General features: G+C 64.2%; 13 protein-coding genes. 9 read left to right on the top strand and 4 right to left on the bottom strand.

Features of this window, described 5'->3' with window-relative positions; translation table 11 throughout:
• Positions 1-31: 31 nt before the first annotated feature.
• The 9 genes from ACWEVR_RS01400 to ACWEVR_RS01360 all read left to right on the top strand — a co-directional run bounded on the left by ACWEVR_RS01400 (position 32) and on the right by ACWEVR_RS01360 (position 12,135).
• Entirely contained in the window at positions 32-1,546 is a 1,515-nt protein-coding gene (locus ACWEVR_RS01400) for a serine/threonine-protein kinase (RefSeq protein WP_452465370.1), read from the top strand.
• Positions 1,547-1,671: 125 nt separating this feature from the next.
• Positions 1,672-2,919 carry a DUF7373 family lipoprotein gene (locus tag ACWEVR_RS01395; RefSeq protein ID WP_452465369.1) on the top strand — a complete coding sequence of 416 codons (1,248 nt, stop codon included), beginning with the start codon at positions 1,672-1,674 and terminating at the stop codon, positions 2,917-2,919.
• A gap of 95 nt (positions 2,920-3,014) precedes the next feature.
• Positions 3,015-4,121: a DUF7373 family lipoprotein gene (locus ACWEVR_RS01390; RefSeq protein WP_452465368.1), complete on the top strand. Its 1,107-nt coding sequence runs from the start codon at positions 3,015-3,017 to the stop codon at positions 4,119-4,121.
• Positions 4,122-4,167: 46 nt separating this feature from the next.
• Positions 4,168-5,487 (top strand): DUF7373 family lipoprotein, encoded by a 1,320-nt coding sequence (locus ACWEVR_RS01385; protein ID WP_452465367.1) that lies wholly within the window; start codon positions 4,168-4,170, stop codon positions 5,485-5,487.
• A gap of 38 nt (positions 5,488-5,525) precedes the next feature.
• The gene (locus tag ACWEVR_RS01380; protein WP_452465366.1) at positions 5,526-6,725 is read left to right on the top strand and encodes a DUF7373 family lipoprotein; all 1,200 of its coding nucleotides are present in this window, start codon (positions 5,526-5,528) and stop codon (positions 6,723-6,725) included.
• 5 nt (positions 6,726-6,730) lie between these two features.
• Positions 6,731-7,942 (top strand): DUF7373 family lipoprotein, encoded by a 1,212-nt coding sequence (locus ACWEVR_RS01375; RefSeq protein ID WP_452465678.1) that lies wholly within the window; start codon positions 6,731-6,733, stop codon positions 7,940-7,942.
• Between the two features lie 3 nt (positions 7,943-7,945).
• Entirely contained in the window at positions 7,946-9,634 is a 1,689-nt protein-coding gene (locus ACWEVR_RS01370; protein WP_452465365.1) for a serine/threonine-protein kinase, read from the top strand.
• A gap of 95 nt (positions 9,635-9,729) precedes the next feature.
• Complete coding sequence (locus ACWEVR_RS01365) at positions 9,730-10,929, top strand: DUF7373 family lipoprotein (protein ID WP_452465364.1); 1,200 nt, start codon at positions 9,730-9,732, stop codon at positions 10,927-10,929.
• A 9-nt stretch (positions 10,930-10,938) separates the two neighbouring features.
• The gene (locus ACWEVR_RS01360) at positions 10,939-12,135 is read left to right on the top strand and encodes a DUF7373 family lipoprotein (protein ID WP_452465363.1); all 1,197 of its coding nucleotides are present in this window, start codon (positions 10,939-10,941) and stop codon (positions 12,133-12,135) included.
• A gap of 119 nt (positions 12,136-12,254) precedes the next feature.
• Here the strand turns inward: ACWEVR_RS01360 and ACWEVR_RS01355 are convergent, their stop codons facing one another.
• From ACWEVR_RS01355 to eccCa, 4 genes are all read right to left on the bottom strand, one after another.
• On the bottom strand, positions 12,255-12,536 hold the full coding sequence (locus ACWEVR_RS01355) for a hypothetical protein (protein ID WP_452465362.1): 282 nt from the start codon (positions 12,534-12,536) through the stop codon (positions 12,255-12,257).
• Between the two features lie 39 nt (positions 12,537-12,575).
• Positions 12,576-12,893: a WXG100 family type VII secretion target gene (locus ACWEVR_RS01350; RefSeq protein ID WP_452465361.1), complete on the bottom strand. Its 318-nt coding sequence runs from the start codon at positions 12,891-12,893 to the stop codon at positions 12,576-12,578.
• 265 nt (positions 12,894-13,158) lie between these two features.
• The gene (locus tag ACWEVR_RS01345) at positions 13,159-14,604 is read right to left on the bottom strand and encodes a type VII secretion-associated protein (RefSeq protein WP_452465360.1); all 1,446 of its coding nucleotides are present in this window, start codon (positions 14,602-14,604) and stop codon (positions 13,159-13,161) included.
• On the bottom strand, positions 14,601-18,638 hold the full coding sequence (eccCa, locus tag ACWEVR_RS01340; protein ID WP_452465359.1) for a type VII secretion protein EccCa: 4,038 nt from the start codon (positions 18,636-18,638) through the stop codon (positions 14,601-14,603). Before eccCa ends, ACWEVR_RS01345 begins: the two co-directional genes overlap by 4 nt.
• Positions 18,639-18,643 lie beyond the last annotated feature (5 nt).

Here is an 18,643-nt window from a genome sequence, read left to right as displayed (position 1 = left end):
CAGGATGCACCGAGTCAGGAGATCGTGAGATATGGCGATGAGCCCCGGCACCATCGTCGGCGGGTACCGGATCATCCGGAAGCTCGGCGCGGGCGGGATGGGCTCGGTCTATCTCGCGGCCCACCCCAGCCTGCCCCGCACCGACGCGTTGAAGATCCTCAGCGCCGAACTCAGCAACGATCCCGAGTTCCGTGCCCGCTTCGAGCGGGAGGCGAATCTGGCTGCCGGACTGGATCATCCGAATATCGTCTCGGTGTACAACCGCGGCGAGGAACACGGCCAGCTGTGGATCGCCATGCAGTTCGTCGAGGGCACCGACGCCGCCGCCGAACTCGCCCGCGACCCGCAGGCCATGACCCCGCTGCGCGCCCTGCGCATCACCACCGAGGTCGGCAAGGGCCTGGATTTCGCGCACCGGCGCGGCCTGCTCCACCGCGACGTCAAACCGGCGAACTTCCTGCTGTCGAGCAGTTACGGCGACGAAGAGCGAGTCCTGCTCACCGATTTCGGCGTCGCGAAGTCCACCGACGACGCCTCCGAACTCACCCAGACCGGCAACTTCCTCGCCACCATCGCCTACGCGCCACCGGAACAGCTGTCGGGTACGCACCTCGATCACCGCGCCGACATCTACAGCCTCGCCTGCTCGTTCTACAAGCTCCTCACCGGCCAAAACCCGTTCCCCGCAACGCAACCGGCCATGGTGATGATGGGTCACCTGCACGAACCACCACCGCGGCCGACCGCGGTGCGCCCCGGCCTGCCGCCCGCGATCGACCACGTCATCGCCCGTGCCATGGCCAAGAACCCGAACGAGCGGTTCGGCACCTGCCGCGAATTCACCGACGCCGCGACCACCGCCCTGGTCCCCGGTTCGCACCCCACCGGCCACCACACCGCCCCCACCTACCCCGTCCAGGTGCCGCAGCAGTGGTCACCACCCACTCCTCCCGCAGCCACCGCCCCGGCACCCGAGAAGTCGAGGAACAAGCTGCTCCTCGCGGGCGCGGCCGTAGTGGCTGTGGTCGCGGTCGCCGCGGGTATCGGCATCTGGGCCTCGAGCGGCGATTCCACCCCACCCGGCCCCTCGACCAGCACCACCGCCGCCCTGCCCCCGCTGGAACAGGCCCGCAAGGACAACCCCGCCTTCGCGGGCAAAACCGTCCTCCTGGTCGACGTGGCCGCCGACGGCAAACTCGCCACCTACCTCGGCGGCACCCTCCCCACGAAATTCTTCGAAGACCTCGGCTTCGTCTACAACTTCAACTACACGAAATCCGGCGAAGAACCCTCCCCCCGCCCCGTCACCAGCTCCACCGCCCGCTTCGACACCCCCGACGACAGCTACATCCTCGCGGTCCGCAGCGACGAAAAAGCAGGCGGCGGCGGCCTCCTCGGCCTCCCCTACCAACTCACCGGCTCCCGAGCCACCGTCATCCCCATCGACGACCCCCTCACCGTCACCGCCATCCGCACCTGGACCACCACCTCCGAACAAACCCTCCTCTCCCGCCTCGTCCCCATCCTGAAGAACCGGGTGAAATGACGTGTGGCGGAGGCCTTTCGAATCTCCGCCAGGAGACGGCACACGACCCGAAAGTTGATCACTCGATGAGATAGCATCCGAACGACAGGCCCAGGGGGCGGGCTGGCCGCCGCATTAAGTCAGATATGGAAGTCGAGGGGATGATGCGGCTCACCCATGCGTCGCGGCTCGCCGTGATGCTCGCTGTTATCGCTGTCGGACCAGGTTGTGCAACGGTGGTTTCCGGTGATGCGAAGCCCACGATCGCCTCGGTGGACCTGGCGACGCTCAAGTATGGCGCCATGGTCACCGAACCGACGCCTTACGAGCTGCGGTTCGGCTCCTTCACCGCGGAAACAGTCAGGATGATCGAGGGACGCAGATTGCTCAATGTCCTCGTGCACCCGATGGACTTCATGCCGGATCTGGACGAGCCGAACTACACCAGGATCTTCGCCAACTCCGTCGGGATGAACCAGGACGGTGGACTTCCAGCGGAGTTCAATGATGCCGTGGTACCGAACGATTTGGTCGCCGGCGTCACCACGTCACGAACGAACGGCAGTGTTCGCGACTTCGAATCCATGTTCGTCGGTATCCTGGAATTCGGTACGGAGGACGGCGCGAAGAATGCCGCCGCCGCCATGTACCAGGTCAGAATGTCGCGGGCAGAACCAAGGCAGCCGGTCGCTGTACCCGGATACCCGCATGCCAACGGATCTGCCTCGGCCACCAACATGAGCGTCTCTCAGCAACACGGTCCATTCGTCATCCTCGCCTCGATCCAGGCGCCTCGACTGGACCAGACGATGTTGGTCGATACGATCAAGAAATCGATGGATCAGCAGATCACCGCACTGAGCGAGTTCACGGTGATTCCCGCCGACGACCTGCTCGACCTGCCGCTGGACCAGGACGGCATCATGCGGCGCGCGATGGGCAAGTCGCCGGTAGGCGACCCCCTCACCATGAGCACTTACGACGAGGACTTCGGAGTGTTCCTGCCATCAGGCATCTTGCATTACGAGCGGAACACCCTCGAGGCCCAGCGAGCGTTCGTCGATGCAGGGGTGGACTTGGTCGGGCGTCGTTACAGCACCATCTACCGAACCCGTGACGTAGCGGCGGCGTTCAAGCTGCAAACCGTGTTGGCTCGCCGCGGCAAGAACGACACCGTGCTCGAACCGCCTCCCGGCATCGCTGACGCCCAGTGCGTCCGTTTGGCCGAGGAGGACAAAAACCGCGGGTACAACGGGTTCTGTGTCCTGGTCTACGACCGTTACGTCGCCGTCGTGATGTCGACAGCATCCCGACTACTGAGCATGCAGCAAGTTGATGCCACATTGCAGGAGCGGACGGCCGCGCAGTACGCGATTCTGGCGAAGAGCGAGTGACGAATATGCGAAAGCTTCGCGCGTACAGCGCAATTTCTATCCTTGTCATCGGGCTGACCGCGTGTGGAAGCGCTTCGGAACCAACGGTCCCGAGCATGCCGGAAGTGGACATCGGCAAGCTCGATTCCGGGAACTATCCCACGAGGCCCGTCGACATCGAGGCTACGCGACAGCCGTTGTCGGGGGCGATCCGAGAGGCAGTCATGCTCGGCGTCGCATCACCATCGCCGCACGACTACGACCACCGCTTCGTTTACCACAACCTACGAGTCAGCCGCGCCCTCACCGCTGGCCACCCGCCCTGGTACTCAGGTGCCGACTTCGAGAACAGAGAAGAAGCGCTGGCCGCGATCCCCGGCGTCGTAGCAGGGTGGCAGACCGCGGGCGCACGACGAGACAGCTCGGACACTGGTCGCAGAATCGACACCATGGTGGTCCGTTACACCACCGAAAATCAGGCACGGTTCGCCTACGAGGAGCTGGCAAGACGCACCGAGGGTGTCCCCGGCGAGGTCCCCGGTTATGCGGAGGCACACGTCCGGGTGGCAATCATCAAGGACATCTACTACACGTCTCAGAAGATGTACGCGTGGATGGTCCGCGGCGACCTACTCGTCCACGCCGCGCTCAGCGACCCGGTGAGTGTGCCTTTCGACGCAGCCGCAAACGCCGACATCATCAAACGCTTCTTCGACAAGCAACTGGCCATGCTCGCGAATTACTCGCCGACCCCAGTGGCCGAGATCGACCGGCGCCCCTTCGACGTGGACGGATTGCTCAGCCGTACTCTGCCCGCCGATGAAAGACGCAGTGGCGCCGTCTATCCGAGACAGGCCCTCCTGCACATGGCGAATCGCCCGGACCAGATGGGGCCCGCAATGGCTGATGCCGGCGTGGACTTCGCCGCTTTCGCTGGAGCCTCTGTGTATCGCACGCGGGATGCGGCCGCTGCTACCCGGTACTTGGCTGCAGAGTCCGCCGACACTGCCAGCGACTCGAGGTACACACCGATGGACGGGCCGGCCGCGATGCCTGGCACGCGGTGCTACAACTCCAAGCCTGGGGAGTGGGCCACCGCCAGCACGCCGCCGCTCTGTATGACCACGGTGGGCCGCTACGTGATCGCCGCGGTCGGCGCCAACCCGCAGGAGACCTACCAACGCCTCGCCGCTCAATACAAACTCCTGGCCGGACATCCGTAGTCGGGCCGGCGTCTGACAAGGAAGTCACAACCGTCGGTGCGCTACTATGCCCGCGAACCAGATCACCGGGGACGAGGTGGGCCGCGAAGCTCACGATCGGATCGAAGAGTTAGTTGGAGGGGGAGGCGTGGGGTTCTGCCGTGGCGCATCGATCACCCGTTTCGCAGTTCAGACGGCCGTCGCCTGCGTCGTCACCGCCACCGTCGCCGGGTGTGGCGGACAAGTGTCCGGCTCGGCCACACGTGAGACGCCGGACATCACAGGTCTCGACTTCGGCAATTACCAGACCGAACCTCGCGTGGTCGGCAATGCCAAGAGTATGACCCAGGCGCGCGCGTGGGAAGCGCAGCGCCTCGCTGATTTCGTAGCGATTCCGTTCGAGATCGATCCCGCATATGTGCGGGACGCCCGATTCGATTCGTTCGTCCCGAGCACACAGATCGTGCTGAACCGCAAGGGACTCGGCGGGCTGATCGTTAACGACACCTTCGACGAGGTCGCCGAAGACCTCGTCGCAGGCTGGCTGAACTCCTGGGCCACCGAACCCGATCCCGAGGGCAAGACGCGCAAACTGCATCTCTCGGTATTGATGTTCCCCGACGCGAAAACCGCGGAGTCGGTTGCGCCGATTCTCGAACACGACGACTTCACCTTCAATTCCGAGAACGTGAAGGTACCAATCACCAAGTACCCCAAGACCTTTGCGCACTGGCGGCCATCGGTGTCGTCCATCGGTTCGTGGACCGTACACGACCGCTACATCATCTTCATGAAGATCGACGACGAGACGCACGCTCCCGACCTGGCCTCGCTGACCGGTCAGGTGGAACGAACACTCGAGGTCCAACTCCCACTGCTCGACAAGTTCCAGCCGACACCTTCGGACAAACTCGAGCACGTACCACTCGATCCGACCGGGCTGATGGGCAGGACGCTACCGACCGATCCGGGCGCGCCGGTTCGCGCACAGCCCGACGGATTCGCCACGGGGCGTGGCGCACTCAGCCTGTTCGACAGCCCGTCGCCGAAGGTACTCGAGAACTTCTCCAAGTTCGGCGTCGATCTGATCTCCTTCGGTGATGCCGTCGTATTCCGCTCGACATCCGCGGCGGGCGCCAGCGGTATGTATCAGGCAGATATCACCACCGACGACCCGAGCTCCAAGGAAGTCAAGGCGCCGGCAAATCTGCCGGTTCCGGTCAAATGTGTCGCCAACACGTATTCCCACGAAAACGGCCAGGAGCAGATTGTCGACCACCTCTGCTACATGCAAGTGGACAGATACTCGGTCCAGATACGCAACAAGAATCTGCAGGACCTGCACCAGAAGGTCACCGCCCAGTACATCCTGCTGGCCGCACGATGAGGACTTCCCCGATGAAGAACGCACTACGGGCGGCCGGATTGCTGGCGGTACTGACCATCGGATCAGGTTGCGCGGCAACCGTTTCCGGCACCGCGAAGCCCGGCTTGACCCCGGTCGACCTGGCCGCGCTGAAGACCGGCGCGCAGATCACCGAGCCCACCGAATTCAAGGAAAAGTTCCCGTCCAGCACGTCGGAGCGGATCAGATTGATCGAGGGACGTCGGCTCCTCAATGTGCTCGTGCCTCCGATGGACTTCCAGCCGTCAGCGACCGAGCTGGGTTACACGAGGATCTTCGCGAACCCAGAGGCGATGTCCAAGACCGGTGGTATTCCCGCGCAGTACAACGAGGCGGTAGCCACCAACAACCTGGTAGTCGGCGTCAGCGCATCACGCACGAACGGAAGTGTCCGCACTCCGGAGTCCGCGCTCATCGGCATCCTGCAGTTCGCCACCGAACAGGACGCGAAAAACGCCGCAGCGGCGATGTTTCAGGTCACCATGTCCGGTGCGACGCCGCGCCACCCGGTATCGACCCCCGACTACCCGAACGCGAACGCCTCGAGCGCCGACGACGCCAGCGTCAACGCGTTTCAACAGCACGGTCCGTTTGTCGTCACCACCGCAGTACTCCAGTCGACCCCGGACCTGACAGGACTGGCCGGAAAGATCAAGCAGGCGCTGGACAAGCAGCTCCCGGCGCTCGACCAATTCAAGATCGTAGCGCCGGATGATCTGATGGACTTGCCGCGTGACCAGGACGGGATCGTGCGGCGAACAATGGGCAAGTCACCCGCGGGTGACCCGTACGGCATGAGTTTCTACGACGAGGATTCCGGTACCTTCCTGCCGTCGGGGATCCTTCACTATGAGCGTGACCCGGCAACGGCTCGAAAAGCCTTCGAAGAAGCAGGGGTCGACCTGATCGGTCGTCGCTACAGCACCGTGTATCGCGCCCGCGACGTGGAAGCGGCGTTCAAGCTTCAGACGGCATTGGCCAAGCCAGGCAAGGACGACGCCGAGCTCGATTCACCCCCAGGCATCGCCGATGCCCGCTGCCTCCGTCTCGGCGAAGCCGACAAGAACCGCAACTACAACGGCATCTGCGTCTTGGTCTACGACCGGTATGTGGCCGTGGTGATGTCGTTGACTTCGGTGTCCAAATCCTCGCTGCAATCCGACCCGGTGCTGCACGAACGGACCGCCGCGCAATACGTGATCTTGAAGAAGAGCGAGTGACGAAAATGCGAAAACTACGTCTGAGCAGCACGCTCGTCGCCTTCGGATTTCTGTTGAGCGCATGTGGCGGGTCCGAAGCGACAGCGCCGCCGGCGCCGGAAATCGATGTCGCCAAGCTGGATTCGGGCAACTACCCGACCACGCCGGTCGATCTGGGACCCACTCGTGTCCCGACCTCCGGTGCATTGCGTGAAGCTATTCGCATCGGTGCGGCGACACCACTTCCGGTCCAATATGATCCGCGATTCGTGTTCGCCACGGGCAATTCCGGCGGTCGGCACCTCACGTCGATTGATTACCCGTACTTCCCTGGCACCGGTCTCGACGGCGACGCTGTCATTCCGGTGATTCCGGGGGTCGTCGCTGGATGGGAATCGTCAGGTAACCGTCGCGACGAGATGAACGCAGGCCGAACCGTTTCAACGATTACCCTTCGGTTCGAGACTGCTGATCAGGCCAAACACGCGGCAACCGAATTGTCGAACCGTGCGGCAGGTTCGGTGTATCCGATCCCGAACTATTCGGACGCATTGGGAAAGCTGGAACTGGACAAAGAGTTCCTGCCAGTTCAGGATCTTCGAGCATGGCTCCAGCGCGGCGACCTGTTGCTTTTCGTCGGAGTAACAGACTGGTTGGGCCTGCCCTACGACCCTGTCGCCGATGCGGCTGTCGTGCAGAAGTACTTCGACAAACAGATCGAGATGCTTCGATCGTATTCGCCTACCCCGATAAGCGACATCGCGAATCTTCCCCTCGACACCGAAGCGCTGCTGAGCCGCACTTTGCCGCTCGAAACCGCGAAGCGTCCCGAACGTGCGACCAGCAGTTCCGCCGTCTACCCCGCGCAGGCCGCACTGCACCTGGAGTCGCACCCCTCAGCCGCGATCGCCGCCTATGCGGATGCGGGCATCGACTACGTCGCTTTCGATGCCGGGACGGTCTACCGCACACGCGATAAAGACGCGGCTGCCCGCTTCCACGCCTGGCTCGACAGCGACACCGGCGACGACGAAGCATTCGTAAAGGCCGAAGCGCCACCGAACATGCCGACTTTCACCTGCTTCTCGGTCGACCCGAAGGCCACAAGTTCCTTCATGTCGAAGCCGACGTGCCGGGGCACCGTCGGCCGCTACACCATCGCTGTATCGGCAAGCAGCATGCAGGACGCACATCAGCGAATCGCCGCCCAGTACAAGCTTCTGCACGGTTTCAGCTGATGAATGCGTGGGAGGTGCGGTAACGCCGCACCTGTTAGATTGCCCTGGTTGGCACGTGCACTGCGGGGCGCGAAGGATGAGGAGATGCGAATGGCCTTGCGGCCCGGCGCAATTGTAGGTGGCTACCGAGTGATCAAGGTCCTCGGTGCCGGTGGCATGGGCACCGTCTACCTCGCCCAGAACCCCAGCCTGCCACGTCGCGACGCCCTCAAGGTGCTCAGTGGAGACCTTTCGACCGACTCCGAGTTCCGCGCCCGCTTCGAACGCGAGGCGAATCTCGCGGCAGGCCTGGACCATCCGAACATCGTCGCGGTGTACAACCGCGGCGACGAGGACGGTCAGCTCTGGATCGCCATGCAGTACGTCGACGGCACCGACGCCTCGGCGGAAGTGGCGAAGGGGCCTGCGCGGATGCCCGCGCACCGTGCGCTGCGCATCATCGGCGAAGTCGGTAAGGGTCTGGACTACGCCCACCGGCGCGGGCTGCTGCACCGCGACATCAAGCCCGCCAACTTCCTCATCGCCGCTGCTGAAGACGGTGACGAAGAACGGGTTCTACTCACCGATTTCGGTGTCGCGAAGTCGTCGGACGACGGCCAGGAACTCACCTCCACCGGCAACATCATGGCCACCATCGCCTACGCTCCTCCCGAGCAGTTGCTGGGCACCAAGCTCGACCACCGCGCCGACATCTACAGCCTCGGCTGCTCCCTGTACAAACTCCTCACCGGTCAAAATCCTTATCCCGCGACGGTGTCGGCCATGGTCATGATGGGCCACCTGCACGAACCACCGCCCCGGCCGACCGCCGTCCGTCCCGACCTCCCGCCCGCGATCGACCACGTCATCGCCAAGGTCATGGCCAAGGATCCCGCGCAGCGTTACAACACCTGCCGGGAATTCGTCCAGGACGCCCACACCGCCCTCTTCGGCACCCCTAAGCAGGCACCGGCCACCCAGGGCTTCCTCACCACGCCGAGCATGCCAACGGCTTTCGCCGGCGGCCCTTTGACCACCGCAACCGAACCGGTCGGTCAGCAACGGTGGAACACCGATCCCAGTCGCCCAATCGCCACCCAGACCGGCTTCCACGGCGGCGTCCCGGAAGACGACATCCTCACCGCGCGCAACCCCCGCTCGCCACATACCCAGAAGCGTGCCCGAAAGTTCGTGCTCCCCGGGCTCATCGCGCTCCTCGTCGCGGCTCTCGTCGGTACCGGCGTGTTCATCCTGACCAGACCTGACGGCACCCCGACCGCCGGCGACCCGATGAGCGAGGCCAGGGCTCAGCACCCGGAGTTCAGCGGGAAAACCATCACCGCATACAACTTCGGCAACTCGAGCCTCTCCGTGGTGCTGAATCCGAGCGACCAGTGGAAATTCCTGCGGGATCTGGATTTCGACTACAACTCGGAATTGAAGGCCGTCGGCGACGAGAAGTCACCGCGCGCATTGTCGGTGGGCGACTACAACATCAAGAACACCACTGACATCGTTCTCATCTTCCGGACCGACAGTCAGGCCGGGAACGGCGGCTTTCGCGGTTTGCCGTATTCACTGACCAGCGGCAGCGGGAAGACCGTCATCATCGATGATCCGGCCACCGTCCAGGCGTTTCAGGTGTGGAGCGCCCAGTCGCAGAAAATCCTCATCGACAAGCTGGTTCCGGAAATCGGCAAGGCGATTGGCTAGCATGCGGTCTACAACCTGAGACAGCACGTCGGAGAAAGTCGAAATAGTCGCGGTGGTGCCACTCCGGCATCAAAGCGCCGGGGGATTCTATGAGGTTGAAAGCACGAATGCTGGCGGTGGCGGCAGCGGGTATCGTCACCACTACCAGCTGCGCCACCGAGGTAACGGGTACCGCGGTGCCTGGGATGACAGTTACCGACGTCGGGAAGCTCGAGGTGGGCGCGTACTCGCCGGAGGCTACGACCTATCGCTTCGATGACTACGCGAAGCCGGCCGACGTGCGCAGGCTCGAGTCCAAACGCATGCTGAACTACGTCATCTCGCCGACAGAGGTCGACCCGGAGATCAGTAGGCTAATCGGGGTCTACACGTTCGCCACGGCCGACGATCCGTTCGCGGTGCAGGTGATGCCGGAAACATATCGCCCCGCAATGGCCGACAACAAGCTGTTGGCGGGCGCGTACGTCGCCAGAACCAACGGCAGCCCGCGCAGCCAGAAGAAGGTACTGCTCTTTGTGCTGCGGTTTCCGACCGAGCAGGCGGCGCAGCGGGCCGGTGTGCAGATGCACGAGATCGCCCAGCAAGAACCAACCAATGTCTTCACGATCGACGGACACTCGACGGCTCTCGCCTCGTCGAAGAACTGGTCGGCGGGGATCGCCACGGTCCCCAAGGGGCCGCTATTGCTTATCGCGAACTACGGCGTACCCGAACCGAATGAATCGCAGGTCAAGGCTGGTCTCAAAAAGGCGCTGGACCTCCAGCTTGCCAAATTAACCGACCTGCAGCCCACACCGTTCGAAGATGTTCTCGATCGGCCGATAGATCAGGACGGCATCATGCGCCGCGCTCTTCCGAAGGCTGAGAATCACTCGGATCCGTTCTCCACTGACCTGGACTTTTCTGTCTACCAGCCCACCGGACACCTCCATTACGAGCGGCACCCTGCGCTTCTCGCACAGGTCTACGCCGACAGCGGGGTGGACCTGATCGGCCGACGCGCCGGAATCGTTTATCGGGCACGAGATCTCCTAGGAGCGTTCCGACTCCAAAACGCCCTCGTCGGACTGGGCAAGAACGACAGAGAGATCTCTGCGCCACCAGGATTGGCCGATGCTCGCTGCATTCAGCAGTACGAGGCGGACCCGATCCGCAACTACGACCTCCTGTGCGCAGTGGTGCGTGGACGCTACGTCGGTGTTGTCGTCGCGAAATCCAAACTCGGTGCGACGGTGGACCCGGCACTCTACGAGCGTGCGGCGGCACAGTACGCAGTCCTGGCGAACAGCGAATAAGGAAGCACCATGCGTCTCGATATCCGCGTCTTCGCAGCCCTGCTCACCGTGGGCACTGTTGTCACAGCGTGCGGCGGCGACACCGATGTTCCCCCTGCGCCGACCGTCGATCTGAACCAACTCGATACCGGAAACTATCAATCGACACCCCGTGACCCCGAAATCGCGAGAGTTGACGACACCGGCGAGGCACTCGAAGCGGTGCGCCTCGGTGCGGCTGTTCCGATCCCTTACGATGTCGACCCCAGCTACGGCTTCCAGCGGTTGAACACTCGACAGGTCAGAACAACCTCGAAGATCCCCGGTTCGATTACCAAGATCGATGAGGAAACCTTCCCCACCCTCACCAAGGGCCTCATCGTGGGTTGGCGCACGAGTGGCGAGCGCCGCATCCAGCCCTTCCTCGGTCGCCAGGCCTGGATCTACGTCTACCGCTTCGGAACCGCGGACGAGGCCGCGACAGCTGTGCAGCGGATCTCAGAGAAGCAGCAGGAGAACAGCATCGGCCGAGGCGTGGAGATTCCCGGGTTTCCTACTGCGCGCAGCAACTGGACGGGTGCTGCAGCCGTGGACTCCTGGATGTCGCGGAACACGATGGTGTACGGCGTGCGAGTCGAAGACCCGATGACAGAGCCCCCGGATCCGAGCGCAGCGATCGAGTTCATCAGGAAGGCCTACATCAAGATAGATGAAATGCTCGACGGCTATGCACCCACACCGACAGCCGACATGGCCGGACTACCGATAGACACCGACGAAATGCTGAGCCGAACCTTGCCCAGCACTCGGGACAACTGGATCGGCCCACTGCCCGAGGGCGCGGTCGAACCGGCGCAGGCGTCGCTCATCAGGGACAAACGCCCCGGAACGACAAAGCCTGCGTTCATCGACGCGGGAGTCGACTTGGTCTCCAACGAAGGCTCAGTCGCTCGCGTGTACCGGGCCAAAGACTCCGACGCCGCTCAGCGACTCCTGGCCGCACTGACCGAACCCCAAAACGAAGTCCTCAAACCCATTGAGGACCCGCGAAACCTGCCGAAAGCCCAGTGCTTCGACCGAAGAGACCCCAAGGCGAGCACAACCAGCTACCCACCCGTCTGCTATGTCACGTACGACCGCTACCTAGCACGAGTCTCCTCCTACAACATTCAAGACCTGCACCAACGCACCGCCGCCCAGTACAAACTGCTGGCAATCGGTCGTTAGAGGCAATCGGTCGTTGGATGGGAACTCAACGACCTCAAACCAATTCGGCCCCAGGCACGTGCCTGGGGCCGAATACTGTACGAGAACTGGTGTCGACGCGCGTCTTATTCTGGAACGAATTAGAAGTTTGCCGCCAACTTGCCGTCGATCTCGCGGAGATCGATCTGGCACTCCATCGCCAGCTGAGTCGCCTGGGTCAGCAGGCTGTTCAGCTCGTTGGAGTTGTTCTCCCACTCCAACTGGCGCGCTGCCGCAGCCTCCTTCAGGAGACCTTCCTGTGCTTTGAAGAAGCCATCGAAGTCCTGCTTGAACTCTTCGAGGTGAGTTTTGATGGCGGTGGCTTTATCCAGGATCCGCTCTGCGGATTCTGTAGCACCGGGGAGTACCTTCTTGACATCCATATCTATACCTCCTGAGACTGTGTACTCGGGCAATCCGGACTACGGCAGATCCAACGAGCTACCTGCGGCCGCGACCCTCGCCTCAGATGCCTCATCGTTCGCAGTGAGCTGGGTGGAGCTGTCTTTCAGCAGGCCCGATGCTTCCATCAAGAGAGTCTGCTGGCGCTGAGCCTTCTCCTGGTACCGAGTCATGAGGTTGACAAAAGCCTTCGCCGCGAGGCCATCCCACAGCGACGGGACCAGCGAAGCCACTTCGTCGTCGATATTGCCGATCGCCGCCTGCAGCGAGGCGTGTACCTCTTCGAAGTTCTTCGACTGACTATCGATGCCTACGGCATCAACGAGTACTTCACCCATTTCAACTCCTCATGTTCCCGTGACGGCGCGATCTGCACCTTCTACTGACTTAGACGTTGCTCGTACCGAGTTGGTTCCATCGGATTTGCGAGGATCTCGGTCCGGTTCGGCCACCGGCCGACTTGTCACTTCGACTGACAGACAGAGATTCCCCACGACGTCTGGATTAGTCCCCTTCCCCCATCCGCCCCCGCTCCTCGGATACCGAGCTTCGCAGTGGAGAATACCCAACTTGCACCGGCAGCGCCAGCAGGTCCGTTGCCCGCTACTGGTTCACCCGAAGGGACCCGAGCACCTGTTCGCAGGCCGGTAATACCCCTTCCCAACCTCCTTGGCCGTGTTGACAGCCAACGCTGACCTGCACTCCGCGTTCGACCAGCACCTGCCAACGCACGGTCGAACCATCGGCGGGGCGCTCCTCGTAAGAGAGCCCTGGGCGCCCGGCGAAGACGACGTCGCGGCGAAGCTCCGAGACTGTCCCGGTAGGTTTCTCCTTGATCAGCGCTTCCAGGTCGGCTGCGACCTCGTTGTAGCCCGCGCCCGCGCTCAGGGGCTGCTGGATGACTGTGATGCGTTGGCGGAGTCCGGAGTCGGGGGTCAGGTCGGCTCGGGTGGGGTCGGCGGAGGAGGTGCGGTGCCAACCGACCGGGATCAGCAGCTCGACGCGGCCGAGTTGGTCGGTTGCGGGCGCGGGTGCCTTCGTCGTCGTGGTGGGACGAAGTGAGGCCGACGAGCTGACAGTTGTCGTGGTGGTGGGGCCGGTGGCTGCGGCGGCTTGTTGGTCCGTTGAGCTGCCGAACAGGAAAAAGCCACCGATCGATGCGGCCACTATGACGGCGGCGAGGGCCGCCGCACCGATGTACAGGGGTCGCCGGTCGACAGGGTTGGTGGCGGCGGCTCTGGCGCGCAGAGGTTGCATCCACTCGGCGGCGGGAGTGGGTGGGATACGGGGCGTATAGGTGGGGCCGGTCGGGATCGGCCGGGCGAGGTCGGCACCCGTCAAGTGACTCAACGGAACCTTGGTGCCGCAAACATTTTCGACAGCGTCGGATACGGCGTCGCGGATCGTCTGTCCGGCTGCGCCGAAGACCTGCACCACGTCGACGGGCCGATCGGCGAGCAATCGCGTCAGCAGCTCGACGAGCTGTCGACGACCTTCCTCGGAATCGAGTTCCGCGGCGGCGAGGTTCGGTTCGGCTTCGACGGCCTCGACGTGGGTGCCGTTCACGTCGTAACCCACCGTTGATGCCGTCGTCGACAACAGTCCGAACTCGACGACGGCGGTGCGGCGACTACGACGGGCTGCCGGATCGACGGCGGAAGCATGGACCGCGCAGGACTCGAAAACGACTTCGTGCGCGAACTGCCTCGCGGCGGAGGCGAACAGATCGAGGGTGCGTTGACCCCACGCGGTCGGGTGAACGACGACGAGACGATCGCATGCCGCCGGGATCCGCAAGGCGTCGACTATCGCGGCGAGCACTGCCGACAACCCCTGCACCGCCGAAGGCATGCGTGGCGGTAAGGCGATCCGGTCGCAGGCGAGGTACTGCACCGCCGACACCACCTGGGTGGGTGGGGTCAGCGGTTCGCCGACGACCAGTTCGGAATTGTTGCTGCCCAATACGATCGATGGGACCACGTCCCAGTGGGTGGTGGCGCCGCGCGCCCACACCTTGGCTTCGCTGACGACCAGCTCGACGACGGTCATTCCGGCTGCGGCATCCAGGCGGTCTGGATCAGCCCCTCGCCGTTACGGGTGACGAACATGCCACGGCCCGGCGGCTTGGGGCTCGGCCGAGTGGTACCGACCAGCACACCCTCGTCACGGCTGCAGCTCATGACGAGCGCGGCCGACCCTAGGTCCTTCATCCGTGCCAGCGTCGCCTCGTACATGGCGCGGCCCGCACCACCGGAGCGACGGGCGATGATGAGGTGGAAGCCGAGGTCGCGGGCGTGCGGCAGGTGCTCGACGAGCGCCGATACCGGGTTGCCCTGTGACGTGGCGACCAGGTCGTAGTCGTCGACGATCACATACAGCTCGGGGCCGCTCCACCAGGAACGCTCGCGCAACTGCTGGGGTGTGACCTCGGGACCGGGGGTCCGTTTGGCGACATACGCGGCCAGATCGGCCATGTTCTGGGTGAATTGTGGTGCGGTGGAACCGTATCCGGCCTGGTATCCCTCGGGGATCAGGCCGAGCATCGAACGGCGGTAGTCACCGACGATGAAGCGGGCCTCGTTCGGGGTGTTGGCCGCGGCGATGCCGTCGATGATCGAACGCAGCAGCGTGGTCTTACCCGACTCGGAGTCGCCGATGATGATGAAGTGCGGGCTCTCCGCGAAATCGATGAACACCGGCGCGAGCTCGGCCTCGTTGATGCCGATCGGGATCCGCGTGCACTTGGTGCTGCGATCGACCCGCGACGGCCAATCGCCCGCCAGGTACAGCAGCTGTTCGCGCGGCAGCTGCTCGGGCAGCATCCGCACCTGCGGCGCACGCCGGCCGGGAGTCATCCGGCCGATCGTCTCGACCGCGCCCGCGACCGCCTGACCCAGGTTCCCCGGATCGGAGGAACCGTCGATGCGCGGCAGCGCGGTCAGCATGTGCAGGCATTCGGCGGTCATGCCTCGGCCCGGACGGCCCTGTGGCACCAGGGAAGCGAACTTGCGACCGAGGTCGGAGTCCATCGGGTCGCCGAGGCGAAGTTCGATGCGGGTGCCGATCTGGTCCTTTAGCGCGGGACGGGCCTCGGCCCAGCGGTTCAGCGCGATCACGACGTGCACGCCGTAGGAAAGACCTTGCACGGCGATGTTCATGATGGTCTGTTCGAGGGCGTCGAAGTCCTGGCGGATCGAGCCGAAACCGTCGATCACCAGGAAGACATCGCCGAACGGGTCTTCGTGCGCGCCCGCGGCGGCAGGGCTCGACGACGGGTCGACAGAACGCAATCGGCGGAACTCGACCATCGACTCGATACCGAGCTGACGGAAACGGGCCTCACGCGTGCGGACGATGGTGGTCATCTCCGATACCGTGCGCCGCACCAGGTTCTCGTCGAGACGGCTGGCGACCGAGCCAACGTGCGGCAGCCCGGCAAGACCGGTCAGCGTGCCACCACCGAAATCGAGGCAGTAGAACTGCACCTGCTCCGCGGTGTGAGTCAGCGCCATCGCCATGATCATCGAACGCAGCGCGGTCGACTTACCCGACTGCGGGCCGCCGACCACCGCCACGTTGCCGCGCGAACCCGAGAGGTCGACGACGAACGGGTCGCGACGCTGGTCGTAGGGGCGGTCGACCAGGCCCATGGGTGCGCGCAAGGTGGCGACGGCGGAGTATTCGCCCGTGAGGATCGACCGCGGAATCAACTGATCCAACGTCGGCGCCTCGTCCAACGGCGGCAACCAGATCTCGTGTGCGGGACGCCCATGACCCTGGATGCGGGAGACGAGCATGTTCAAGTTCGACACCTGGTCGTTCTCGTCGCCCGTCGGCTCCGGTTCGTACTCGGCCTCGACCGGCAGCGGGATGCGGTCGGAGGTGCGGAAGTCGACGTGGGTGGCGCTGAAGGGGCGGGCGTTGACGTCGATCTCGCCGCCGACGATGCCCGCGCTGGTGACCTCGCGCTGGGAGCCGCCGCCGACGTAGGGGCCGGAGACGTAGGAGGCCTGGAAGCGCTGGATCTCGCCGGAGTCGGCCTTGAGGTAACCACCACCGGGTGAGTTGGGCAGGTTGTAGGCGTCGGGGACGCCGAGGACCTGGCGGGACTCGTTGGCGGAGAAGGTCTTCAGGCCGATGCGGTAGGACAGGTGGGACTCGAGCCCCTTGAGCTTGCCCTCTTCCAGGCGCTGGGAGGCGAGCAGCAGGTGCACGTGCAGCGAGCGGCCGAGGCGGCCGATCATCACGAACAGTTCGGCGAAATCGGGGTGCTGGGTGAGGAGTTCGGAGAACTCGTCGAGCACGACGAACAGCGCGGGCAGTGGGTCGAGGTCGGCGCCCGCGGCGCGGGCCTTCTCGTATTCGGAGACATTGGCGAAGTTGCCCGCCTGACGCAGGACTTCCTGGCGGCGGTTCATCTCACCGGCCAGGGCGTCCTTCATACGGTCGACGAGGTCGGCTTCGTCTTCGAGGTTGGTGATGACGGCGGCGACGTGCGGAACACCGTCGAGGCCGAGGAAGGTGGCGCCACCCTTGAAGTCGACGAGGACGAGATTGAGCTGGTCGGGTGAGTGGGTGGCGAGCAGGCTGAGCACCAGGGTGCGCAGGAACTCGGACTTGCCGGAACCGGTGGCGCCGATGCAGAGGCCGTGCGGGCCCATGCCGTTCTCGGCGGCTTCCTTGATGTCGAGTTCCACGGGGGCACCGTCGGCGCCGAGGCCGAAGGGCACGCGCAGGCGTTCGCGACCGTAACGGGGACGCCACGCGCTGGCGGGGTTGAAGTTGCCGATGTCGCCGAGGTTCATCAGCTGCGCCCAGCTGGTGATGGCCTCGGTCTCGTCGGTCTCCACATCGCTGCTGCGCTGGGTGGCGGCGCGGTAGGGGGCCAGGCGGCGGGCGGCCTGCTGGGCCTGCTCGGCGCTGACGCGGTCGATGGTGGCGAAGCGTTCCTGGTTGCCGGTGGCACCGCGGCCGAGGCATTCACCGTTCTCGACGACCATCTTGATGCCGCGCGAAACGGCAAGGCGCGGTGCGTAATTGCACAGGTCGATGATGGTGACGCCCTCGAAACCGGACTCACGCAGCTGATCGTCCTCGGCCTCGAGCAGACCGCCGTCGACCACGATCACCACGTGCACCATGTTCGGGTTGTTCGGCTGGTTACGCGAGTAACGCACCCGGTTGCCGAGCAGCGGGTGCAGGCCCGACATCGCTTCGCGGATGGAGCCGTAGAACATGCGCTGGGTGCCGACACCGTCGGTCACCTCGGGATGCTGAGTGTGCGGCAGCCACTTGGTCCACTCCCATTCACGGGCGGTGTCGGGGCCGCACACCACCGCGACCAGCACCTGGTCGGGAGCCTGGAACATGCACAGCTGCAACAACATCGCGCGCGTCATGTCGCGAGCTTGGGCGCGGTCGCCGTCGAGGGCGATGGTGCCGAAACCCTTCACGGCGATGGCCGTCGGCAGGTCGGGGACGGTGGAGTGCGCGCGGACGAAACGACGGAGGGAGACCGCCGCGATCGGCTCGAGCTCTTCGACGGGACCGGTCTCGGGGGCGACGAGGCGGGTCGCGAGGCGCTGACCACCCAGGCCGATGCGGGCGTGGCAGAAGTCCTTGTCGCCGGAGCGTCGTTCCCACATGCGGCTGGTGCCGGCGAGCATCCAGATCAGACCGGGCTCGGGGTGACTCCACTCGACAGCGGCGCGCTGCTGCTTGGCGGTCTCGTCGACGTCCTTGCGTACCTGATCGAGATAACGCAAGTAGTCTTTACGATCCTCGTTGGCCTCGGCGGCCTTGGCGCCCTTGCCGTTTCCCTGGCCGAACATGGTGACCATCGACATGATCATCATCAGCGGGAACATCATCGACATCGGGTTGGACAGCATGCCGCTGCCCTGGGTGAACATCAGCGCCATCATGCCGACCATGCCGACCACCATGACCACGGGCATCAGCTTCATCAGCAGATTTCCGGGGGTGATGCGTGGGATCTCGGGCGGCGGCTGGAGGGTGACTTCGCCACCGGGCGTGCGCGGCATCTCGCGCCGGGCACGGCGCTGGAACCGGACTGTGCTCATGGTCG

The organism is Nocardia sp. NPDC003979 (assembly GCF_053605015.1).
This window is presented reverse-complemented; position numbering and strand designations above follow the sequence as displayed.